The 22,463-nt window shown below is 66.0% G+C and carries 21 protein-coding genes; 16 read left to right on the top strand and 5 right to left on the bottom strand.

Going from position 1 to position 22,463, the window contains the following annotated elements; all coding sequences use genetic code 11:
- The first annotated feature begins 30 nt into the window (after nt 1-30).
- The 10 genes from WMN78_RS11410 to WMN78_RS11365 all read left to right on the top strand — a co-directional run bounded on the left by WMN78_RS11410 (nt 31) and on the right by WMN78_RS11365 (nt 14,134).
- Entirely contained in the window at nt 31-1,779 is a 1,749-nt protein-coding gene (locus WMN78_RS11410) for an L-lactate permease (protein ID WP_340533838.1), read from the top strand.
- A complete protein-coding gene (locus WMN78_RS11405) occupies nt 1,779-4,604 on the top strand; it encodes an FAD-binding and (Fe-S)-binding domain-containing protein (protein WP_340533837.1) in 2,826 nt (941 codons plus the stop codon). The genes WMN78_RS11410 and WMN78_RS11405 overlap by 1 nt, the downstream gene beginning before the upstream one ends.
- Before the next feature lie 170 nt (nt 4,605-4,774).
- Nucleotides 4,775-5,545 carry a DeoR/GlpR family DNA-binding transcription regulator gene (locus WMN78_RS11400; RefSeq protein WP_340533836.1) on the top strand — a complete coding sequence of 257 codons (771 nt, stop codon included), beginning with the start codon at nt 4,775-4,777 and terminating at the stop codon, nt 5,543-5,545.
- The gene (locus WMN78_RS11395; protein ID WP_340533835.1) at nt 5,542-6,744 is read left to right on the top strand and encodes an MFS transporter; all 1,203 of its coding nucleotides are present in this window, start codon (nt 5,542-5,544) and stop codon (nt 6,742-6,744) included. Before WMN78_RS11400 ends, WMN78_RS11395 begins: the two co-directional genes overlap by 4 nt.
- Nucleotides 6,745-6,823: 79 nt before the next feature.
- On the top strand, nt 6,824-8,323 hold the full coding sequence (locus tag WMN78_RS11390; RefSeq protein WP_340533834.1) for a bifunctional phosphatase PAP2/diacylglycerol kinase family protein: 1,500 nt from the start codon (nt 6,824-6,826) through the stop codon (nt 8,321-8,323).
- Nucleotides 8,324-8,495: 172 nt separating this feature from the next.
- A complete protein-coding gene (locus WMN78_RS11385) occupies nt 8,496-9,440 on the top strand; it encodes an ABC transporter ATP-binding protein (protein WP_340533833.1) in 945 nt (314 codons plus the stop codon).
- Nucleotides 9,441-9,443: 3 nt separating this feature from the next.
- The gene (locus tag WMN78_RS11380; protein WP_340533832.1) at nt 9,444-10,370 is read left to right on the top strand and encodes an ABC transporter permease; all 927 of its coding nucleotides are present in this window, start codon (nt 9,444-9,446) and stop codon (nt 10,368-10,370) included.
- Between the two features lie 38 nt (nt 10,371-10,408).
- Complete coding sequence (locus tag WMN78_RS11375; protein ID WP_340533831.1) at nt 10,409-11,737, top strand: sensor histidine kinase; 1,329 nt, start codon at nt 10,409-10,411, stop codon at nt 11,735-11,737.
- Nucleotides 11,734-12,486, top strand: a complete 753-nt coding sequence (locus tag WMN78_RS11370) for a response regulator transcription factor (RefSeq protein ID WP_340533830.1) — start codon at nt 11,734-11,736, stop codon at nt 12,484-12,486. Before WMN78_RS11375 ends, WMN78_RS11370 begins: the two co-directional genes overlap by 4 nt.
- Nucleotides 12,487-12,715: 229 nt before the next feature.
- Entirely contained in the window at nt 12,716-14,134 is a 1,419-nt protein-coding gene (locus WMN78_RS11365; protein WP_340533829.1) for an amino acid permease, read from the top strand.
- A gap of 63 nt (nt 14,135-14,197) precedes the next feature.
- Here WMN78_RS11365 and WMN78_RS11360 read toward each other — a convergent pair whose 3' ends face one another.
- Nucleotides 14,198-14,494 (bottom strand): hypothetical protein, encoded by a 297-nt coding sequence (locus tag WMN78_RS11360; protein WP_340533828.1) that lies wholly within the window; start codon nt 14,492-14,494, stop codon nt 14,198-14,200.
- 80 nt (nt 14,495-14,574) lie between these two features.
- Nucleotides 14,575-15,069, bottom strand: coding sequence for an Hsp20/alpha crystallin family protein (locus WMN78_RS11355; RefSeq protein WP_340533827.1), 495 nt, complete (start codon nt 15,067-15,069; stop codon nt 14,575-14,577).
- Nucleotides 15,070-15,387: 318 nt separating this feature from the next.
- Here WMN78_RS11355 and WMN78_RS11350 point away from each other — a divergent pair, with 318 nt between their 5' ends.
- Both WMN78_RS11350 and WMN78_RS11345 read left to right on the top strand, forming a co-directional pair.
- Nucleotides 15,388-16,287 (top strand): intradiol ring-cleavage dioxygenase, encoded by a 900-nt coding sequence (locus WMN78_RS11350; RefSeq protein ID WP_340533826.1) that lies wholly within the window; start codon nt 15,388-15,390, stop codon nt 16,285-16,287.
- A 63-nt stretch (nt 16,288-16,350) separates the two neighbouring features.
- On the top strand, nt 16,351-17,694 hold the full coding sequence (locus WMN78_RS11345) for a M18 family aminopeptidase (protein WP_340533825.1): 1,344 nt from the start codon (nt 16,351-16,353) through the stop codon (nt 17,692-17,694).
- 64 nt (nt 17,695-17,758) lie between these two features.
- Here WMN78_RS11345 and WMN78_RS11340 read toward each other — a convergent pair whose 3' ends face one another.
- Nucleotides 17,759-19,108, bottom strand: coding sequence for a hypothetical protein (locus WMN78_RS11340; RefSeq protein ID WP_340533824.1), 1,350 nt, complete (start codon nt 19,106-19,108; stop codon nt 17,759-17,761).
- 79 nt (nt 19,109-19,187) lie between these two features.
- Nucleotides 19,188-19,856: a DUF1345 domain-containing protein gene (locus tag WMN78_RS11335; RefSeq protein WP_340533823.1), complete on the bottom strand. Its 669-nt coding sequence runs from the start codon at nt 19,854-19,856 to the stop codon at nt 19,188-19,190.
- A gap of 268 nt (nt 19,857-20,124) precedes the next feature.
- Between WMN78_RS11335 and rpsF the strand changes: the two genes are divergently transcribed.
- The 4 genes from rpsF (at nt 20,125) to rplI (ending at nt 21,896) form a co-directional block, all read left to right on the top strand.
- Nucleotides 20,125-20,430: a 30S ribosomal protein S6 gene (gene rpsF, locus WMN78_RS11330; RefSeq protein WP_011693941.1), complete on the top strand. Its 306-nt coding sequence runs from the start codon at nt 20,125-20,127 to the stop codon at nt 20,428-20,430.
- Between the two features lie 55 nt (nt 20,431-20,485).
- Nucleotides 20,486-21,061, top strand: a complete 576-nt coding sequence (locus WMN78_RS11325; RefSeq protein WP_340533822.1) for a single-stranded DNA-binding protein — start codon at nt 20,486-20,488, stop codon at nt 21,059-21,061.
- Between the two features lie 125 nt (nt 21,062-21,186).
- Nucleotides 21,187-21,426 (top strand): 30S ribosomal protein S18, encoded by a 240-nt coding sequence (gene rpsR, locus WMN78_RS11320; protein ID WP_003800144.1) that lies wholly within the window; start codon nt 21,187-21,189, stop codon nt 21,424-21,426.
- 17 nt (nt 21,427-21,443) lie between these two features.
- On the top strand, nt 21,444-21,896 hold the full coding sequence (gene rplI, locus WMN78_RS11315; protein ID WP_340533821.1) for a 50S ribosomal protein L9: 453 nt from the start codon (nt 21,444-21,446) through the stop codon (nt 21,894-21,896).
- Nucleotides 21,897-22,016: 120 nt separating this feature from the next.
- Here rplI and WMN78_RS11310 read toward each other — a convergent pair whose 3' ends face one another.
- On the bottom strand, nt 22,017-22,439 hold the full coding sequence (locus WMN78_RS11310) for a DUF1801 domain-containing protein (RefSeq protein WP_340533820.1): 423 nt from the start codon (nt 22,437-22,439) through the stop codon (nt 22,017-22,019).
- Nucleotides 22,440-22,463: the final 24 nt, after the last annotated feature.

The raw sequence follows: 22,463 nt of genomic DNA, 5'->3' as shown, positions 1-22,463 counted from the left end.
GTTGTGACGCCTAACACAATCTGGAGACACATGTTTCAGCAGATCCTTGACCCGATTGCCGGGTCCCTTGTGCTTTCGGCGCTCTGCGCAGCGCTCCCCCTCGTCCTGCTCTTTGTCCTTTTGGGTGTCTTCAAGGTCAAGGCACCCAAGGCCGCCCTCGCCAGCCTTGCCTTGTCCCTTGTGCTGGCCATCGCCGGCTGGCAGATGCCGGTCAACCAGGCCTTGAGTGCCACCGCGGCCGGCATCTTCTACGGCCTGTTTCCGATCCTGTGGATCCTGGTCAACGCGCTGTGGATCTACCGGCTCACCGTGGCTACCCCGTGGTTCGAAGTGCTGGGCCGGACCATCCGCTCCATCTCCAACGACCTCCGCATCCTGTCCATCCTGATCGCCTTCTGCTTCGGTGCGCTGCTGGAATCCCTCGCGGGATTCGGAGCACCCGTGGCCATCTCCGCCGCCATGCTGATGGCGGCCGGCATGAAGCCGATGAAGTCGGCCATTGTCTCGCTGCTCGCCAACACTGCTCCCGTGGCCTTCGGCGCAATGGCCGCGCCGATCATCGCCCTGAACGGCGTCACCGGCCTGCCGCTGCACGATCTTTCCTCGATGGCCGGACGCCAGACGCCCTTCATTGCACTGATTGTGCCGCTGCTGCTGGTGTTCATCGTTGATGGCCGGCGCGGTGTGAAGCAGACCTGGCCCGTGGCCCTGGTGGCAGGCGTCGCCTTCGGTGCGGCCCAGTTTGTCACGTCCAACTACTTCGCCGTGGAGCTCACCGATGTTGTCGCCGCCGTCGTCACGGTGGCCGCCGTGCTGCTCATGCTGAAGGTCTGGCAGCCGAAGGAAACCATCGGAATGGGCGGCGCCGTCGAAGCCGCACCGGAAGCTGCGCACGCTGCCGCCGCCGTGGGGACCGGCTTCCGTGAGGGCGGTTCCGCCGTCGGCCCCGCCGTCGAGCCCGGCACAGGGGCCGGCAGGGAACACCGGTCAGCGTCGGCCCCAGGCACCACGGTCCCCGCCGATAACTCACGGCCCGAGCCGCGCCAGATCTGGATGGCCATCGCCCCCTACCTGATCATCATCGCGGTGTTCTCGGTGGCCCAGATTCCGTTCGTCAAGACCTGGCTGGGGCAGGTGGGCAGCGTGACGTTTGCCTGGCCGGGGCTGGACATCACCGATTCGGCCGGCAAGCCGGTCGCGGCCACCAAATTCAAGCTCGACCACCTCAAGGCGACCGGCACCCTTCTGATGTTCTCCGGCCTGCTCACCATGCTGCTGTACAAAATCACTGCATCACAGGGCCTGCGGATCTACCGTGACACCTTGGTCCAGCTGCGGTGGACGATTGTTACCGTCACCGCCGTCCTGGGGCTCTCCTTCGTGATGAACCTGTCCGGCCAGACCACCACCCTGGGCTTTGCACTGGCTTCCGCGGGCGGCTTCTTCGCCATCCTCTCACCGCTGATCGGATGGATCGGCGTGGCCCTCACCGGTTCCGACACGTCCTCCAACTCCCTGTTCGGCCAGATGCAGGCCACCGCCGCGGAGCAGACCGGCCTGTCACCGGTGCTGATGGCGGCCTCCAACTCCTCCGCCGGGGTGATGGGTAAGATGCTGTCGCTGCAGAACCTTGCCGTGGCCTCGGCCGCAGTAGGCCTTGACGGTGCCGAGGGAACCCTCTTCCGGAAGCTCCTGGGCTGGAGCTTGGGCCTGCTGGCGCTCATCACCGTGCTGATCTTCCTGCAGTCCACCCCCGTGCTCGGCTGGATGGTCCCCTGATGGCCCCCCTGGACATGGCTGGGCTGCGCGCGGCTGTGCACGATCCCGGCCAGGTGAAGACCCGGGCCATCGACCTGCACGCGAACGCCCATGACGCCTCGCATTTCCTCATGGTCCCGCAGGCGGTGGTGACAGCGGGAAGCGCTGCCGAAGTCGGCGGCCTGCTGCGGGCCAGCGCCGCCCAGGGCGTTCCGCTGACCTTCCGCTCCGGCGGCACCAGCCTGAGCGGCCAGGCGGTCACCGACGGCGTGCTGGTTGACGTCCGGCGCAACTTCCGGGACATTGAAGTGCTCGACGACGGCGCGCGGGTCCGCGTCCAGCCGGGCGTCACCGTGCGGGCACTCAATGCGAGGCTTGCCCGTTACGGCCGGAAATTCGGCCCGGATCCGGCCAGCGAGGCGGCATGCACGATCGGCGGCGTAGTGGCCAACAATTCCTCCGGCATGAACTGCGGGACCGTGGACAACACCTACCGCACCCTGGAATCCCTGACCGTGGTGCTGCCGTCCGGCACTGTCATCGACACCGGAGCGCCGGACGCCGACCAGAAGCTCCGCGCCCTGGAACCGGAACTCTACGAAGGCCTGGCCAGGCAGGCCGACCGGGTGAGGAACAACGCGGATTCTGTGCACAGGATCCGGCAGCAGTTCTCCATGAAGAACACCATGGGCTACGGCCTGAACTCCCTGCTGGACTTCCAGGCACCGGTGGACATCATGGCCCACCTGATCGTCGGCAGCGAGGGCACCCTGGGTTTTGTGGCCCAGGCGGTTTTCCGCACCATTCCGCGGCTCCAGCACGCCGCCGCGGGCCTGCTGGTGTTCCCCGACCTTGAGGCCGCCAACGCGGCCCTGCCTGCCCTCGTTGAAACGGGCGCCGCGACCATCGAGCTGATGGATGCGCTGTCCCTGAAAGTGGGCCAGACGCTGAAGGGGACGCCCGCCGTCGTGCAGGACCTGGCGGTCCGGGACCATGCCGCCCTGCTCGTCGAGTACTCCGCCGGCAACGCCGGGCACCTGGCGGAACTCCAGCTCAACGGCGAGGGCGTCCTCCCGGAGCTGGGGCTGTCCGCCCCGGCCCGGTTCACCGGCGACGCCCGGGAACGCGGGCAGCTCTGGCAGCTGCGCAAGGGCCTTTATGCCTCGGTGGCCGGGGCCCGCCCCCAGGGCACCACCGCGCTGCTGGAGGACATTGTGGTCCCCGTCCCGGTGCTGGGCCGGACCTGCCGGGAGCTGATCCGGCTTTTCGACAAGTACAGCTACGGCAACAGCGTGATCTTCGGCCACGCGAAGGACGGCAACGTCCACTTCATGCTCACCGACGGTTTCGCCTCCCCGGCAGAACTCGACCGCTACAGCGCTTTTACCGAGGACATGGTGGACCTGGTCCTGGCCGAGGGCGGATCGCTGAAGGCCGAACACGGGACCGGGCGCGTGATGGCTCCCTTCGTCCGCCGGCAGTACGGCGATGAGCTCTACGACGTCATGCGCAGCATTAAGCGCCTTTTCGACCCCGCCGGCATGCTCAACCCGGGCGTGCTGATGGACGAGGACCCGCTGGCGCACCTGAGGCACATCAAGACAGCGCCGCCCGTGGCCGAGGAAGTGGACCGCTGCGTCTCCTGCGGCTACTGCGAGCCGGTGTGCCCCAGCAAGGACATCACCCTCACTCCGCGCCAGCGGATCGTGACGCTGCGCGCCATCGAGTCCGCCCGGCTGGCCGGGGACACGGCGCTGGTCAAGGAACTGGAAAACGACTACGACTACGAATCCGTGGATACCTGCGCCGTGGACGGGATGTGCCAGACCGCCTGCCCGGTGGACATCAACACCGGATCACTCGTGAAACGCCTGCGCACTGCCGACGCCGGCCCGGTCGCCAACGGCGTGTGGAATGCCGCCGCCAAACACTGGGAGGGCGTGACCCGCGGTGCCTCGCTCGCGCTGACCGTCGTGGACAAGCTCCCGGCGGCCGCCATCGCTCCGCCGAACAAGGCCGCCCGGGCAATCCTCGGGAAGGACACCGTTCCGCTGTACTCCGCCGAACTGCCGGGCGGCGGTTCCGTGCGGAAGCGTCCGACGCCGTCGGGTGAAGTTGACGCTGTCTACTTCCCGGCGTGCGTGGGGACCATGTTCGGACCCGCCGGTGCGGGCGCGTATACCGAAGGACGCGGCGTCCAGTACAGCTTTGAACAGCTGTGCGACCGGGCCGGACTCACGCTCCTCGTCCCCCAGGGGATCGACGGCCTGTGCTGCGGCACCCCCTGGTCCTCCAAGGGCATGGACGCCGGCCGGAAAACCATGCGGGAGAAGACCCTGGCGGCCCTCCGGGAGGCAACCCGGGACGGCGAACTTCCCATTGTCTGCGACGCATCTTCCTGCACCGAGGGCCTGCGCCAGGCCGTGGAGTCCGACGCGCCCGCTGCAGGGCAGCGGGCCCTGCGCATGGTGGACGCCGTGGATTTCGCCGCGGAGCGGATCCTGCCCCGGCTGCCGGACCACGGGAGGCTGGAGTCGCTGGCCCTGCACCCCACCTGTTCGTCCACCCGGATGGGCCTCAACGATGCCCTCGGTGCGGTGGCCGGGGCCGTGGCCGACCGGGTGGAGGTCCCGGAAAACTGGGGCTGCTGCGCCTTCGCCGGGGACCGGGGCATGCTGCATCCCGAACTGACGGCGTCGGCCACCGCAAAACAGGCCGCCGAAGTGGCGGACATGGGGGCCGCGGCTCATGCCTCGTGCAACCGGACCTGCGAACTGGGCATGACGCGCGCAACGGGCGCCCGGTACCGCCATGTGCTGGAACTGCTGGAAGAGGTCACCCGCTAACAGGACGCTCTCTCACTTCCTGACTGTTTTGCGCCAACGCTCTCTCACCGGTGAGAGAGCGTTGGCGTTTTTCCCCCAGGAAGTGAGGGAGCGTTGGTAGCGGGTGGGCGGAATCCGTGGAAACGATCATCCATTCTGATTAAATGATCATTTCGGGCTAGCATTTGAACATGAGGACTGAAGAGCGCCACCGGTTGATCGGTGAGCTGCTGCGGAGCCGCGAAGAGGTGAGCGTTGACGAGCTGATGGCTCAGTGCGGGGCATCCGGCGCCACGATCCGCCGTGACCTGGATACCCTGGCCGTCCACGGGGTCCTGCGCCGCGTTCACGGCGGGGCCAAAAGCCTGGTCCTCCGCGGCGAGAATCCCGGGTACGGGCAGCGGGAGCTGGAAGAGCAGCATATTAAAGTCCGGATCGCCGCCGGCGTGGCGGGCCTGTTGCAGGACCGGGAACACGTCTGGCTGGACAGCGGCACCACAGCCACGGAAATCGCCCGGCAGCTGCGGCAACGCGACCTGACACTCATGCCCATGTCGCTGCCCGCCCTCAATGCGTTGACCGCCGAAGGTCCGGCCGGGCACCACCCTGCCGTGCTGGTGCCGGGCGGGAGCCTCATCCCGGGCGAGCTGTGCTTCCGGGGTCCGCTGGCCGAGGCCAACATCCGCTCCCTCCGCTTTGACACCGCAGTGGTGACACCCTGCGCACTAAACGCCAAAGACGGACTGCTGGCGCACGACCTCGACGATGCCGCCGTAAAACGCGCCGGGCTCGAATCGGCCGGCCGGGTCATCGCCGCCTGCGCAGGCTCCAAATGGAACGCCGCCGCCGTGGCGCTGGTGGCTAGGCTGGACACCGTGGACGTCATCGTCACGGACAGGTCCTTCAGCGCGCAGGAACTCGCACAACTTGAAAAACACTCAGTGAAAGTAGTGAATGTATGAGCATCGCCGTCTCCTCACAGAAGCTGAACGCCGCGGCCGCCGCCACGTTCCTGATCTTCGGGATTAACGGACTGGTGTTTGCCAGCTGGGCCGCCCGCATCCCCGCCGTCACCGAAATCCTGCATGTGACCTCCGGACAGATGGGAACGCTGCTCCTTTGCACGGCCGTGGGTTCGCTGATCGCACTCCCCACTGCCGGGTGGGTGGTGGGACGCATCGGAACCGCCAACACGGTCCGCGCCAGCGGACTGCTGGCCGCCCTGGCAGGGGTGGGCATTGCCCTCTCGCTGACGGCCGGGTCGGTGCCCGGGACCGCCGTGGCGCTGTTCTTTTTCGGCATCGGCATCGGCTTGTGGGACGTTTCGCAGAACATCGAAGGGGCCGACGTCGAGCACCGGCTTAAGCGCACCATCATGCCGCAGTTCCACGCGGCTTTCAGCGGCGGCGCTTTTGTAGGCGCCCTGATCGGCGCCGGCCTCTCCGGCCTGGGCGTGGGACTGCCCGCCCACCTGTTGGTCATTGCCGCCGTCGTGGCCGTGCTCACCATGGTGGCTCCCCGGTACTTCCTGCCGCACATCGCCGCCGAGGTTCATTCCCCCGGGGAAGCCGCGGCACCGAAGGGCGAGTCCGCCTGGCGGGACAGCCGCACGCTGCTGATCGGCGTCGTGGTCCTCGGTGCCACCCTGACCGAAGGTGCCGGCAACGACTGGATCGCCAAAGCTTCCGTGGACGGCCTGGGCACCAGCGAATCCACGGGCGCACTGATGTTCGCGGTCTTTGTCCTGGCCATGACGGCCATGCGGTTCTGCGGCGGTTTCGTCATTGACAAGTACGGCCGCGTTGCCGTGCTGCGCGCCAGCATGGCAGCAGCCGCCGCGGGCCTTGGCCTCTTTGTCCTCGCCGGCAACGTATGGCTGGCCACGGCGGGTGCCGCCCTGTGGGGCATTGGAGCAGCACTGGCCTTCCCGATGGGCATGTCCGCCGCTGCGGACGACCCGAAGAAGGCCGCGGCCCGGGTTTCGGTGGTGTCCACGCTGGGCTACATCTCCTTCCTGGCCGGCCCGCCACTGCTCGGCTACCTGGGCGACCTCACCGGCATCCATCTGGCGCTGCTCGCCATCATGGCGCCCATCCTGCTGGCCCTCCTGCTCGCCGGGGCGGCGAAGCCGCTGCCGGGTGCACCGCTCCGCAACGAGTAGAATCCGGCACGCACCACCCCTGCTATCCATCCCTGCCGTCCACCCCGGCCATCCCGCCCGGCGGCGGTAGGGTAGGGAAATGCGAAGGATGCTGAGGAAAGGCCCCGGCCTGGTGGCCGGGCTGGACCGGACCTTACTCAAAGCCGTATCCGGCCTGCCCGGCGGAAACCATGATGTGCTGTTCCGCCGGCTTTCCGCGGCGGCGAACCATGGAAAGCTGTGGTTCGCGGTGGCCGGAGGGCTGGCCCTCATTCCCGGTAAGCCCCGGCGCGCGGCCCTCCATGGACTGATTGCCCAGGGCGTGGCCTCGGCAGTCACCAACATGGTGTTTAAAACCCTCCTGCCACGGGCACGGCCCTTGCCCGAGCATCTTCCCGTGTTCAGGTTCGTCAATCCGCAGCCCACCAGCTCGTCGATGCCGTCGGGCCACTCCGCGTCGGCAGCCGCCTTTGCCGTGGGCGTCGGGCTGGTCCAGCCTGCGATCGGCGCCGCCCTGGCCCCGCTCGCAGCCGGCGTTGCGTACTCCCGCGTCCATACCGGCGCCCACTGGCCGACGGATGTGCTGTTCGGTTCAGCGATCGGGGCCGGCGCGGCCATGATCACGCGCAAGTGGTGGCCCGTCCGCCCGCCCTTCCCGGCGACCACCCGCACGGCAACTCGCGCGGCCAAGCTGCCCGGAGGCGAAGGACTAAGCATTGCCGTCAACACCCTGGGCGGGTCGTACGCGCCTGAGACCATAAAGGCGCTGCAGGATGTATTCCCATTGGCGTATGTACAGGAGATTGACGAGGAAGGTGACGTCGCCGCTGAGATCAGGGCGGTCGCCGGCCGTCCCGGCGTGGCCGCGCTGGGGGTGTGGGGCGGCGACGGAACGGTGGGAACGGCCGCCGCTGTCGCCGTCGAACTTTCCCTCCCCTTGCTCGTGCTGCCCGGCGGAACGCTGAACCACTTTGCCCGCGACGCCGGAACGTCCACCCTTGAGGATGCCGTGGAGGCTGCTTCGGCCGGCGAGGCGGCGCGGGCGGACGTGGGATACGTCCGCGTTGAGCGGGGCCTCGCTGAAAGCCCTGAAAAGCTGGAACGGATCATGCTCAACACGGCAAGCATCGGCCTCTATCCAAACCTGGTCCGCCGGCGGGAGCAGCTGCAGCCGGCGCTCGGCAAACCGCTCGCCGGCGTGGCGGCAATGTTCCGGACCTTCGCGGCCGGCAGACCCACCACCATGGCTGTGAACGGCGTACGCCACAAACTGTGGATCCTCTACGTTGGCCGGGGCCGCTACTACCCCCGCGACCATGCACCGCTGTTGCGCCCGGTGATGGACGACGGCGTCCTGGACCTGCGGATGATCACTGCCGATGAGTCCTTTGCGAGGCTCCGGCTGCTGTGGTCCGTGCTGACAGGCACGGTGGCCACGTCCAGAATCACGCATTTGAGCGAATCGACCACCGTAACCGTGGAAGCGGCAGGGCCGCCCATGGCACTTGCCGTGGACGGCGAAGCCTTATCGGGAGTGCGCCGCGTTGAATTCTCGGTGCTGCCCGGCGCCCTGACCTACTACACCCCGCAGCCTTCATGAACGTCGCCGGCACGCCAGCGTCGGTCATCCCTTGGGACTACCCTGATTCCACCCTGAATCATCCCTGAGACCGGCGAAATGCGGACCTTGCGTCTGTAGCGTGGGTGGTACGAACGGATCTGCGGCGAGCAGAAGCCGTCACCGCATCCACAGCTATGCAAAGGACGCTTCCATGATTGAAGCAAGAGGCCTGTCCAAGGTCTACGGCGACAAGACCGCCGTGGGCGGAGTGGACTTCACGGTCCAAGCGGGCCGGGTCACCGGCTTCCTGGGCCCCAACGGAGCCGGCAAATCCACCACGATGAGGATGATCATGGGGCTGGACGCCCCGACGTCGGGCTCGGTCACCGTCAACGGAGTCCCGTTCACCAAGCACGCGGCGCCGCTGCGTGAAGTGGGCGCCCTCCTGGACGCAAAGGCCGTCCACACCGGCCGTTCGGCCTACAACCACCTGCTGGCCATGGCTGCCACGCACAGCATTCCTAAAAAGCGCGTCAACGAGGTCATCGAGATGACGGGCCTGGCAGATGTCGCGAAGAAGAAGGTCAAGGGCTTTTCGCTCGGCATGGGGCAGCGGCTGGGAATTGCCGCGGCACTGCTGGGCGACCCGCAGACCGTCATCCTGGACGAGCCGGTGAACGGGCTGGACCCGGAGGGTGTGGTGTGGGTCCGCAACCTGGTGAAGTACCTGGCCTCGGAAGGGCGGACTGTCTTCCTGTCCAGCCACCTGATGAGCGAAATGGCCGTGACGGCGGACCACCTGATCGTGATTGGCCGCGGGAAGATCATCGCGGACGCCCCGATTGAGGAGATCATCACCGGGAAGGGCGCGATCCGCACCCGCGTCCGCACCGACCAGCCGGACCAGCTCATGCGCCGCCTTGCCGGAACCGGAGTTTCGGTGGAGGCCCAGGAGCACGAACTGCTGGAGGTCAAGGGCTTGGATCCGCGGCAGATCGCCCGTACCGCGCTTGAGAACCACATCATGATCTACGAACTCACCCCGCTCCAGGCCAGCCTCGAGGAGGCTTACATGGAGCTGACCAAGGATGAGGTCGAATACCACTCGCTGATCACCACGGGAGCCCCCGTTCCCAACCAGACCGGAGGCAAGTAAGCCATGAGTTCAACAACTTTGGAACCCAACCCTTCGGGCCGCAGGGCGGAGGGCGGCGCGGCACCCCAGGCCGGCGGTCCTTCCGGGGAGGCCGCCCGCTCCGCCGGCAGTCCGGCCGCACTGGGCCCCGGCCCGAGCTTCCTGCGCGTGCTGCACTCGGAATTCATCAAGTTCCGCACCCTGCTGTCCACGCTGATCCTGCTGGCGTCCACCATGCTGGTGCTGGTGGGCTTCGGCGCCTTGGCGGCATGGTCCACCGGCCAGTTCCGCGAGGAGATGGCCGCCGACCCGGAAGCCGCAGCCCAAATGGCGGCCCAGGGCGGTGACATCGCGGTCAGCGCACCCACGTCCGGCATCGCCTTCGCACAGCTGATTCTCGGGTCCCTGGGCGTGCTGCTGATGAGCTCCGAGTTCACCACCGGTATGGCGCGTTCCACGTTCGCGGCCGTGCCCAAGAGGATTCCGGCCTTCGTGGCGAAGTTCCTCGTGGTGGTGGTGGTGTCCTTCATCCTGACCGGCGTTTCCATCCTGCTGGCGGGCCTGGTGTCCGTCCCGATCCTGGACAACTACGGCCTCAGCCTGGACCTGGCCAGCTCCCAGTCCGTCAAACTCCTGGTGGTCAATAGCCTCTATGTGGCGGCGGTGGCCTCCATCGGCATGTCCCTGGGCAGCATCATCCGTAATTCCGCGGGCGGGATCATGAGCCTGGTGGGCCTGTTCTTTGTGGCGCCGATCGCCTTCCAGCTGATCCCCGGCGAATTCTTCGAGGAAGCCCGCAAGTATCTTCCCGGCAATACCGTGACCCCGCTGACCGCCGTCGAACATGTGGAGGGAACGCTTGAGGCATGGCAGGCGGCGCTGGTGCTTGGTGCATGGGTGGTGGTTCCGGCAGTGCTGGCCATGATCCTGTTGAAGAAGCGGGACGTTTGAGCGGGCGGGGCGGCCGGACCGCAGTCTAGGCTCAGCACATGCATGACGGACCACCCGCAAAGGACGCGTCAGCCTCGGCCCGGGTTGATGCGTCCTTTGCCGAACTCGCCGACCGGCGGCGGGGACGCCTCCGCAGGTACCTCCACCGGCGCCCCCGGGTCATGGATGCGGTGGTGGGGCTGTGCTACCTGCTCCTCGTCACGCCCACCGCCGTGGATGCCGTGCTCGACGGCGGCTGGGCTGCGGTCACGCTGCTCGCCGCTGTCGCCGCGGCGCTTGTCTTCCGCCGGTTCCACCCGGTGGCCGTCGTCGCCGCCGTAGCAGTCCTGGAAGTGGGCATTACGCTCCTGCATCCCTGGGGCTCCAATGTTTCCGCGGGCCTGTGGTTCGCCCTCTATGCGCTGGCAGTGCAGCGGTCCCGCAGGTTCTCCATCACTGCGCTGGCATTGTCCAACACGCCGCTGTCCCTGCTGTACTTCCTGACCCTCGTGGGTCCGCTGGAACGTGCCCTTCCCAACGGAGGTCCCGCCGCACCGGAGAATTCGCAGCTGGTCTTTGGAATCGTTGCCGGCATCACCATCACGCTGTCCAACATCATCGCCACCGGAATCGGCATCTCCGTCCGGCAGCGCCGGGAACATGAACAGGAAATCGCCGCCTGGGCCGCCCGCACCGCAGAGCTGGGTTCGGTCACCGAACGCAACCGGATCGCCAGGGAGATGCACGACGTCGTTGCCCACTCCCTGACGGTGATGCTCACCTTGTCCGACGGTGCCGCAGTGGTGGTCAGGAAGAGTCCTGACCGCGCCGCGGAGGTCCTCGGGGAACTTTCCCGTACCGGACGAACGGCTTTGGCGGACATGCGCCGGGTGCTGGGTGTCCTCCGCGACGAATCACCGGCAGGCCTGGCGCCCCGTCAGCCCCTGAGCGCCGGAAACAGCCTGGCCAAGCTCCTTGACGGCTTCCGCACCGCGGGGTTGCCGCTGCACTACTCGCACACCGGGCCCGCGCTGCCCGAGGACGCAGCCTTCCAGCTGACCGTCTACCGGATCGTGCAGGAGTCGCTCACGAACGTCCTCCGCTACGGCCGGGCGCTGGGCCGGGTGGACGTGAGCATGGTCCGCGCTGACGGTACGGTCACCATTGAAGTGCTCGACGACGGCAAGGGCACCGTGGGCACCGGTCCGGCGGGCGGACCTGAGGCAGCCGCCGGCGGGTCAAGGCCGGCGGGGTCCGGACAGGGCCTGACCGGCATGCGCGAACGTGCGGGGATTTACGGCGGTACGGTGGAAGCCGGACGTGCTGCCGGTGGCGGATGGCGCGTCAGCGCGGTACTGAATTGGAATGGGGACCAAGGAAAAACATGAACGGCAATGCACCGATCAACGTCCTGCTGGTGGACGATCAGCCTTTGTTGCGGATGGGCTTCCGGCTGATCCTTGAGGGCGAGGACGACCTTCGTATAGTGGGCGAGGCCTCCGACGGGGCGGAAGCAATCCGGCAGGTCCGGGAAGTGAACCCCGACGTGGTGCTGATGGATGTCCGGATGCCGGTCCTGGACGGAATCGAGGCCACCCGGGCCGTGACTTCTTCAGGGTCCCGCGCGAAGGTGATCATCCTGACCACCTTCGACCTCGATGAATACGCCTTTGCCGGGCTGCAGGCGGGAGCTTCGGCATTTTTGCTCAAGGACGTGGCACCGGCCGAGCTGGTGAGTGCCGTGCGTGTGGTGGCCAGCGGTGATGCCGTGGTGGCTCCCCGCGTCACGCGCCGCCTGCTGGAAGCGTATGTCCGCGGGGACCGCGCCTCGGCAGTGCCCGGGCAGCGGACGGGGGCTTCCGCACCCGGAGGGGGCCGGGGCAGTCACCCGTATGGCGAGGAACAGCAGGGGGACCCCCTGCTGGAGGCCCTGACGCCGCGCGAAACGGAAATGCTGGGGGCCATGGCCGAAGGGCTGTCCAACGCCGAGATCGCCCACCGGTTCTTCCTCTCCGAGGCAACCGTCAAAACGCACGTGCGCCGGATCCTCGCGAAGCTGCATCTCAGGGACAGGGTGCAGGCCGTGGTCTACGCCTACGAGACGGGCCTGGTGGTGCCCAGCAATCCGGACTATTAGCTACCCGGAGGTAGATTTCGAGCACATTTCAAAGTTGCACTGAAAATAACTTCCGTTGCCTATTGATGGCGTTCATTGTGGGATGCTCCTTTTGCGTCCACGTCAAAATGTTCGACTGCACAAGATCTGCCGCCCGGCATCCGGTCTAGGGTGAAAAAGAAATGTGGCCTGACACACGGTAATCCGTGTCCGTCCGGGGCCCGCACCCTCAACTAAGGACGGCGCTTCCATGCACGCTGACCAACAGCTTTCCAAGTCCCTGAAACCAAGGCACCTCTCCATGATCGCCATTGCCGGCGTGATCGGCGCCGGACTCTTTGTGGGTTCCGGAGCCGCCATCCAGCAGGCCGGTCCGGGAATCCTGCTCGCCTACATGGCCGCCGGAATAGTGGTGATCCTGGTGATGCGGATGCTCGGCGAAATGGCTGCAGCCAACCCTGAAACCGGTTCCTTCTCCACGTACGCGGACAAAGCTCTGGGACGCTGGGCCGGATTCAGCATCGGCTGGCTCTATGCGTGGTTCTGGATCATCGTTCTCGGAATCGAAGCAACCGCAGGTGCTGCCATCATGCACCGCTGGGTCCCGGGCATCGACCAGTGGGTTTGGGCGCTGATACTTATGGTCCTGCTGACGCTGACCAACCTGGGCTCGGTGAAGTCGTACGGGGAATTCGAGTTCTGGTTCGCCTCCATCAAAGTGGCTGCCATTGTTTTGTTCCTGCTCTTCGGTGCGGCCGCCATCCTGGGCCTGATTCCGGGAGTTCCGGCACCCGGGCTGGACAACCTGGTCAACAACGGCGGATTCCTCCCCAACGGCCCCGGGGCGGTCCTGGCCGGCATCCTTGTGGTGGTCTTCTCCTTCTTCGGCGCCGAAATCGCCACCATCGCGGCAGGCGAATCCGAGAACCCGGTGGACGCCGTCAAGAAGGCCGTAAAGTCCACTGTCTGGCGCATCCTGGTGTTTTACATCGGCTCCATTGCCATTGTGGTCACCCTGCTGCCGTGGAACTCCGCCTCTGTGGCCAAGAGCCCGTATGTGGCCGTGATCGAACTCTTCGGCATCCCCGGCGCTGGCACCATCATGGACATTGTGGTGCTGACTTCGGTGCTGTCCTGCCTGAACTCGGGGCTCTACACGGCCAGCCGCATGCTGTTCTCACTCTCCCGCCGCGGGGACGCACCCCGGGCGTGGACGAGGATCTCCAAGCGTGGTGTGCCGGCCGCTGCCGTACTGGCCTCCACTGTGGTGGGCTTCATCACGGTGGGCCTGAACTACATTGCGCCGGACACGGTGTTCCTTTTCCTCGTGAACACCTCGGGTGCCATCGCTCTGTTCGTCTGGCTGGTCATCGCTGCCTCGCAGCTGATCCTCCGCCGGCGCATGGGTGCGGCCGCCAAGGACCTTGCCCTCAAGATGTGGCTTTTCCCCTACCTGACCTGGGTGTCAATTGCCAGCATCGTCGCCCTGCTGATCGGCATGGTGATCCTGGAGTCAACCCGGGAATCACTGCTGCTCTCCCTGGGACTCGCCGCTGTGGTGGTGGGCGTCGGCGTCTGGCGGTACCGCAAGGATCGCGGCGCCGGCGGCACCCGCACGGAAGAAGCAGCGCCGGAAACGGCCGGCGTTGGTACCGGTCCGGCGTCGTAACGCACAGGCGTTAGCCCGGCACGGGCGGGCACAGCCCCGCCCTGAACCGGAGTCCGGCCACCCTCAGTCGAGGTGGCCGGACTCCGCGCTATGTGGATCCGCGTTGCCCGGCTGGACGCTGTCGAAGAAACGGTGCTCCCCGGTTGCGGAGTCCGACGAGCCGTGGACCCTGGTGCGAATGAAGCTGACGTCTTCCGCGCTGAGCTGGATTGCGCCGTGCTGGTCGCGGACCACCGGCTCGTCCGCAACCCTGGCAACGATCGTAGAGATCGTTCTGGGCAGCACGACGCAACCGGGATTGTCCATGAGCCATCGGCGGGTGGCGTGATCAAGCCGGTGCCACTGTGATTTCAGTTCCATTGGGGAAGCCGTTCCATGTGTCTGTTGCCTCTTTCCCGGTTGCCCGGCTGTTGGTGATGCTGTTGGTGCTGGAGCCGCAGCTAGTCGCGGCTGATGGGGAGCCGTTTCTCCGCAGCAGCCGTGCCGGGTACTGCGGGCAGCGGCGTCCTCACTTCCAAAACGCCGTCCCTGAAAGTCACCTTGATGTCGGCGTCGGTGACCCCCTCCGGTAACGGGAGATTGCGGGCGAACGGGCGGTACCGCGCCCCGGAATGAAGGCGTGTTCCATTGCCCCCGGCGTGGCCGCCCGACTCATCCCTCCGCCCCCGGATATGCAGGACGCCTCCGGCCACGAAGACCTCAATGTCCCTGTCCGGATCCGCTCCGGGCAGCTGGGCCCGGACCACTAGTGCCTCCTGGTCGACGTACTCGTCGACGCTGACCTCCTCGACGAGGACGGGGACCGTCCTGTCGGCGGGTTCAAAGGGCCGCCCGTTTGCACCGGCGAACTGCGACGGACTCCTGCCGCCCCCTTCTTCCTGGGCAGACGGCCATCGCGCCGATTCGAACGGGGACCATTTCAACGCACCGGACATGGCTCTCTCCTGGTTGTCTCTTGGCAAGGCGGTTTGCTGGCTAGCGGTGGGGGCGGGGGCGGGGCGGCAAGCGGTTCAGCAACAGGGCGGCTCCGCTGCAGCCCTGGCTGAACCTCCAGTAGATACCCATCTCCGGAACATGCAACAGGGCCCAAAGTCCCCGGATATTTCCCCCCGTCCGCCGGATTTCGCTGGTGGTTTGCTGCAGCATTGGAATTTATCCGGTTAAAGGACAAACACCTGCGGCGTCGGCGGTCGCACAGCCGGCTCACAGGAAGGGCCTATACGCGGCATAGCCCCTCACGGTTCCATGGGTTAATGACTACTTCACCGCAGCCGCCGCACGAACCCCACCCCAACCACGACCGCGGCCTCGAATTCGACCTCTCCACCTTGATGAGCAGGCGTTCCCTGGGCCTGTTCTTCGGTGCCGGCACGGCGGCAGCGGCCCTCGCAGCCTGCACTCCGGGCGGGTCCGGCTCGGGTTCCGCCCCGGCAACAGCGTCCGCCGGCAGTTCGGCCACCACCACGGCGTCGGCATCCGCTACGCCCTCGGCGTCACCCACACTGACCCGCGCCATCGCGGAATGCGGCGTGGAAATTCCGCGGGAAACAGCGGGGCCCTATCCGGGCGACGGTTCCAACGGTCCGAACGTCCTGGAGGCGTCCGGCGTGGTCCGGCAGGACATCACCGCCAGCTTCGGGGCTTCCACCACCAGGGCCGAAGGGGTCCCGCTGACGGTCACCCTGACGCTCCTGGATAACACCAACGGCTGCAAACCCCTCGCCGGGGCCGCCGTCTACGCCTGGCACTGCGACCGCGACGGCAAGTACTCGATGTATGACGCCGGCCTTGAAAACGAGAACTTCCTCCGCGGCGTCCAGGAGGCTGATGCCAACGGGCAGGTCACGTTCACCACCATCTTTCCCGGCGCATACAACGGCCGCTGGCCGCACATCCACTTCGAGGTCTTCGAGTCGATGAGCAATGCCACGGCGGCAGGCCAGGTCCTGGCGGTGTCCCAGATTGCCCTGACGGAGGCAACCTGCAACGAGGTCTATGCCACGGCGGGCTACGAGTCCAGCGCCCGGAACTTTCCCAACACCACCCTCACCTCGGATAACGTCTTCGGCGACGACGGCGGTATCTACCAACTGGCCACCATGTCCGGCTCAGTTGCCGGCGGCTACACGGCGGGACTCAACGTCACCGTGTAGCTGCAGTGCACCAGGGACAGACGCGTACACGCGGCCCGCCGTCGCGCGGCTAGACTCGGAGCCATGCCTTCCCACACCAGTGCCGCAGACCACATCCAGGACCTGGGCGCGTACGTCAGCGCGTCGCCGTCGAGCTTCCACGCAGTGCACGAAGCCGCGAGGCGGCTGGACGAGGCAGGCTTCACGGGCCTGGATGAACTGGCGGCGTGGCCGGCCGGTTCCGGCAAGGGTTCCGGGACGGCAGGACGGTTCTACGTGGCCCGCGACGGCGCCTTGATTGCCTGGGTGACGCCGGCGACAGCCGGCCCCGCCACGGCGTTCAACATCCTGGGGGCACACACCGACTCGCCGTCGTTCAAGCTCAAGCCCAAGCCCACCACGGGAAAGTTTGGGTGGCTCCAGGCAGGCGTGGAAGTTTACGGAGGCCCGCTCCTCAACTCTTGGCTGGACCGGGAACTTCAGCTGGCAGGACGGCTGGTGATGCTGGACGGCACGCAGTGCCTGACCTCCACCGGGCCGTTGTTGCGGTTCCCGCAGCTAGCCATTCACCTGGACCGGGCGGTTAACGAGGGCTTGGCGCTGGACAAGCAGCAGCACATGAATCCCGTCTTCGGGCTCGGCGATCCGGCAGATGTGGACCTCCTTGCGCTGCTGGCCGAGCGGGCCACCGCAGCGGCCCCCGGCTCCGCACCGGTTGATCCTGCGCAGATCGGCGGGTACGAAGTCGTTGTGGCGGACACGCAGCCGGGTGCGGTTTTCGGGGCCAAGGGTGAGTTTTTTGCCTCCGGGCGGCTGGACAACCTGTCCGCCACCCATGCCGGCCTGGCCGCGCTCATCGCACACGGAGAGGCCGGGGAGCAGGCGGACGGCGCGCCGATCGCCGTGCTCGCGGCCTTCGATCATGAGGAGATCGGTTCCAACTCGCGTTCAGGCGCCTGCGGACCCCTCCTTGAGGACGTCCTGGTGCGCATCTCGGACGGCCTCGGCGCGTCGGTGAGCCAGCGGCGCCAGGCCCTGGCGGCGTCGTTCTGTGTCTCTGCCGACGCAGGCCATGCGGTGCACCCGAACTACGCCGAGCGCCACGACCCCGTCAACCGGCCGGTCCTCAACGGCGGCCCCTTGCTCAAGATCAACGCCAACCAGCGCTACGCGACTGATGCGCCGGGAGCCGCCTTCTGGGCACGGCTGTGCGGCGAGGCGGGGATTCCCTACCAGGAGTTCGTCTCCAACAACGTGATGCCGTGCGGGTCCACCATCGGGCCGCTAACGGCGACACGCCTGGGAATCAGGACCGTGGACGTGGGTGTGCCGCTGCTGTCGATGCACTCGGCCCGCGAACTGTGCGGCGTGGAGGACCCGTTCCGGCTGTCCCGCGTGACCGAACTCTTCTTCCGGACGGCGGCATAGCCCGGCGTGATTCAGGTCAGGCGGCCAGTCGGGTCCCGGTGCATGCCGGGTCAGGGGCCGCCCGCTACTTGACGCAGGACGCCTCGGCTCCATCGACCCGGTAAAGATGGACGGCATTGCCGTCGGCAAAGTGGTCGCTGAAGGCGCCGCTTGTCATAGCCACGGTGCGGTTTTCGTCCAGGACAGTCACGGCGGCGTCAGTGCCCCCCAGGCAGGGCAGCTGGAACAGAGCATCCTGCTGCCCTGCCTGCGCCGAGCCGGCAAGGACGTACAGCGATCCGCCGTGGACTTTCACCGCAGCGTCCACGCCTTCGCCGTGGGACAAAGCGTTGTCCAGGAACGGCGCGTTGAGTACCGGTGCCAGCCGGGCAATCTGTCCGTTCACTTCCGTCACCCACGGCCTGACCGCATCCCCGCAGGGGTCCCTCAGTACATGCTGGGACTGGCAGTCGCCGCCAAAGTTGTGGTTGAAGTACACGATGCCGCGAGCACCGTGGATAAGGCTGCTCCACACGGCCGCGCGTATTTCCGGCCCGGAAATCGTTGGAGCGTCAGCTTCGGTGAACGGATGGCCGACTTCAACGAATGACCAGACCGGCTTGCTGGCCGCCGGCATTACGAGGGACCGGACCCGGTCGACTGTCCAGCCGTAGTTCGCTGCCAGCCTGCATTTTTCCGGCGCCAGCTGGGCTCCGGCCGCGAAAACGGCGCCGCCCTCGGAGGGACCGCAGATATTGGGGTCAGTGAACCAGTAGTTATCGGCCGACACCACGTCCTGGAATTCATTAACGAACACAGCGGCCTGCTCGTTGGTTTCCCAGAACGTGACGCCCTTGCCGTAGTTGGTATAAACCAGTGCTCCGGCCGGCACAGTCTTCCTGAGCTCGCGCTGGACTGTATAGCCGCAGCCCTGGTTTTCCGGCGTGCAGATCGGGCCGATTCCCGGCCAATTGCCTGTCCACGCAGCATCGCCGGGGCCCGCCCACATATCCGGCTCATCTGAGAGCACCCGCCCGGCGGCATTCGCAGACGCGCCGCTGGTCAAGGCGCGCATTCCCTCCTTCGTGGCATGCGCAGCGTCCGAAGTGCTGGTCAGGTCCACATAAAGATTGATCCCGACGAGACGGTCCTTCGGCGCGTCAGTGGGTTCGATGAGGCTTTCCAGCCAGACGCCGATGGGGAAGTAGGAGGGATCGGAAGGCAGCGAGTTGGGGTACTTCGAAAAATAATCGGCCCCACCGTCCACCTGGCGCAGTTGAACCGGGCCGGCCGCGGCCTCGGCGGCTTCAGCCGGGGTTGATTGCGCCGGGTTCCACACGACAGACAGCCCTGAACCGATCAGGGCCGATCCCATGATGAGGCCGAGTCCGACTCCGCCGGCACGCAGCGTCTTGCGACGAGTGTTTTTTCCCATGGCCTACCCCTAACGTCGCCGAGGTGAGACCGGTACTTTTGACATCGTCCTCTTCGGGGTCCTGCCGGTCAAGGAACCGTTAGGCGAGTCCGATCACCAGGTTGATCGTGGCGGCGAGGATGACGGTGCCAAAGAGGTAGGAAAGCAGGCTGTGCTTGAGGGCTTCGGCCCGGATGAGATGGTTCTGCAGATTCGTGTCGGAGACCTGGTAGGTCATGCCAAGGCTTGTGGCGAGGTAGGCGAAGTCCGTGTACTGCGGGGGCCGTTCCTGGTTGAAATCGATGCCGCCAACCTCTCCTCCGCCGCGATCCCCCGTGTTGTAGTACAGCTCGGCGTACCGCAGGGTGAAGAGCGTCTGCACCAGCATCCAGGACAACGCGACGCATGCCAGGGCCAGGAATCCGCCGCCAAGCCGGGAGCCGGCCCCCGACCGGTGGGAGTCGAACACGACGGCGGCAACTGCGGCGAGGCTGGCGACGTTGGCCACCAGGATCATCAGGTCGGTGGTGCTGCGGGAGGGGTCCTCCGAGACCGCGTGGACGTGGGTTTCGGCGGGGCCGAGCCTGCCCACCACGAGCCACACCCAGGCAACGTAAACCAGGGCTGCGCTGCTCCACCCGGCGGCAGGCGCCTCCACCCAGTGCCCGGTCAACCCGGTGGCGGCGGCCACCGCCAGGCCGGCGCCGAACATTGCGAAGAACCGCAGGCGGCTGCGTCTGACCACGGGGGGCAGAGGGCGGGTGTCCATGTGTCGATACTCTAGCCACTTCAAGGGCCCGGGCAGGGTGATTCGCCGCTTTTCCACATAAGCGCCCTGGGCAATTCCCCGCGCCGCCGGGCCCGGACTAGCCTGAAAGGGTCCCGAATCGCCGAAACCGGCCTAAATGCACTAAGATATTGAAGTCTGTGCTGCGTCCTGCCTCCGTTTTGGGAGACCGGATGGGCACGGCACCGCAAATGAACCTCCTGTTACGGAAATGCCGTAACCGCTTAGCCCAAAGGAGGTGGGTTCACATATGCGTCCTTACGAATTGATGGTAATCATCGACCCCGAGGTCGAAGAGCGTACCGTTGAGCCGTCGCTTCAGAAGTTCCTGAACGTCATCACCAACGATGGTGGAACCATCGAAAAGGTTGACATCTGGGGCCGTCGTCGACTGGCTTACGAGATCAAGAAGAAGTCTGAAGGTATCTACGCCGTGGTGAACTTCACCGCCAAGCCGGACACCGCCAAGGAACTTGACCGCCAGCTGAGTCTCAACGAGACCATCATGCGCACCAAGATCACCCGCCCCGAAGAGCAGAAGGTCGTTGCTGAGTAATTTCAGCTCCGTGCATTCAATCTTTACCCCGCAGGAACGAACAAGGAGGCAGTAGATGGCAGGCGAAACCACTATTACGGTCATCGGTAATCTCACCAATGACCCCGAACTGAGGTTCACACCGTCAGGTTCGGCAGTAGCGAATTTCACCATCGCTTCTACGCCCCGCACCTTCGATCGCCAGTCGAATGAGTGGAAGGACGGGGAAACCCTGTTCCTCCGCGCTTCGGTGTGGCGTGAAGCAGCCGAAAACGTCGCAGAATCCCTCACGAAGGGCATGCGGGTTATCGTTTCCGGCCGTTTGAAGAGCCGTTCCTACGAAACCAAAGAAGGCGAGAAGCGCACCGTTATTGAGCTCGAAGTCGATGAAATCGGCCCGAGCCTGCGCTACGCCAACGCCAAGGTCAACCGCACCCAGCGCTCCGGCGGTCAGGGTGGTCAGGGTGGCTTCGGCGGCGGCAACAGCGGCGGTGGATTCGGTGGCGGCCAGGGTGCAAACCAGGGCGGCAACACCGGAGGAAACTGGGGCGGCAACCAGCCCGCAGCGCAGGAAGACCCCTGGGCAACGCCCGGTGTCAGTAATTCAGGCGGCGGCTGGGGCAACGGCCCGGATTCCGAACCTCCCTTCTAACCAATAATTCAGGTCCGGCGCCGGAACCTGCCGGGATGCCTCACGGCTCCCGATGAGTGCCGCCGTCGAACCACCACCATCCCGTGGATCAATATCCACGGGCTCCCTAGAATAGGAGCTCCACGATGGCTAAGGCTGAACTCCGTAAGCCCAAACCAAAGTCCAACCCCTTGAAGGCCGCTGACATCACCGTCATCGACTACAAGGACGTAGCATTGCTGCGCAAGTTCATCTCCGACCGCGGAAAGATCCGCGCCCGTCGCGTCACTGGCGTCACGGTGCAGGAACAGCGCAAAATCGCACAGGCAATCAAGAACGCCCGCGAAGTTGCCCTGCTGCCTTACTCCGGCGCTGGCCGCGGCTAAGGAAGGGATTAACTAAAATGGCAAAGCTCATTCTGACCCACGAAGTCACCGGTCTCGGTGCTGCTGGCGACGTTGTCGAGGTCAAGGACGGTTACGCACGTAACTTCCTGCTGCCCCGCGGTTTCGCTCTGACCTGGTCCAAGGGTGGCGAGAAGCAGGTTGAGTCCATCAAGGCTGCCCGCGTTGCCCGCGAGCACGCTTCCCTGGAAGACGCTCAGAAGCAGGCTGCTGCACTCTCCGCCAAGCCGGTCAAGCTCGTTGTCAAGGCTGGCGAGACCGGGCGCCTGTTCGGCACCGTCAAGCAGGCCGACGTAGCCGACGCTGTTGAGGCCGCTGGCCTCGGCCGCATCGACAAGCGCAAGGTTGAACTGCCGGCACACATCAAGTCGGTTGGTTCCTACCAGGCCAACGTCCGTCTGCACGACGACGTTGCCGCTGTGATCGAACTCGACGTAGTCGCAGGCAAGTAGTCCTTCCGGCTTTTTGCCAGAGCGCTACGCAGTCCTGAACTGCTGAAGGCCCCCGCATTCGGATTCCCTTGGGAACCGGACGCGGGGGCCTTTGTTCTTAAGGCCTGCTTTGTCCCGGGGCTAGTCCTGGTGCATCACGGTGGTGGAGTGCCGGTGGCCCGCCCGGATGAGTTCGGCCAGGACCGCTTCATCCACGTCTTCCAGCTTGTTGATGTAGAGGCATCCAGCCCCGACCTTGTGCTTGCCCAGTCGCGGCAGCAGTTCCGCGGCCTCCGGCGCATACGTGAGTCCGTACAGTGAAAGGCTCCCCTTCCGCGGGGAGAAACCTACGGCCACCGTGTCCCCCTCGCGGCCGCTCTCGTACCGGTAGTGGTAGCTGCCGAATCCCACGATGCCGGGCCCCCACATCACGGGCACTTCGCCGGTGTTTTCCTTCATAAGGGCCAGCAGTCTCAGGCCGTCGCGCTGGCGTGCGGGGTTCTCCACGCCGTCAAGGAAGTCCTCCACGGAGGCGTCGGTTGCCTGGGTCTTGTTTTCAGCCATGACGGCAGTCTGGCAGACACCGCT

The sequence above is a fragment of the Arthrobacter oryzae genome, assembly GCF_037911235.1.
Classification (GTDB): Bacteria; Actinomycetota; Actinomycetes; order Actinomycetales; family Micrococcaceae; genus Arthrobacter; species Arthrobacter oryzae_E.
The sequence above is the reverse complement of the archived record's forward strand: the minus strand, read 5'-3'. Positions and strand labels throughout refer to the sequence as shown.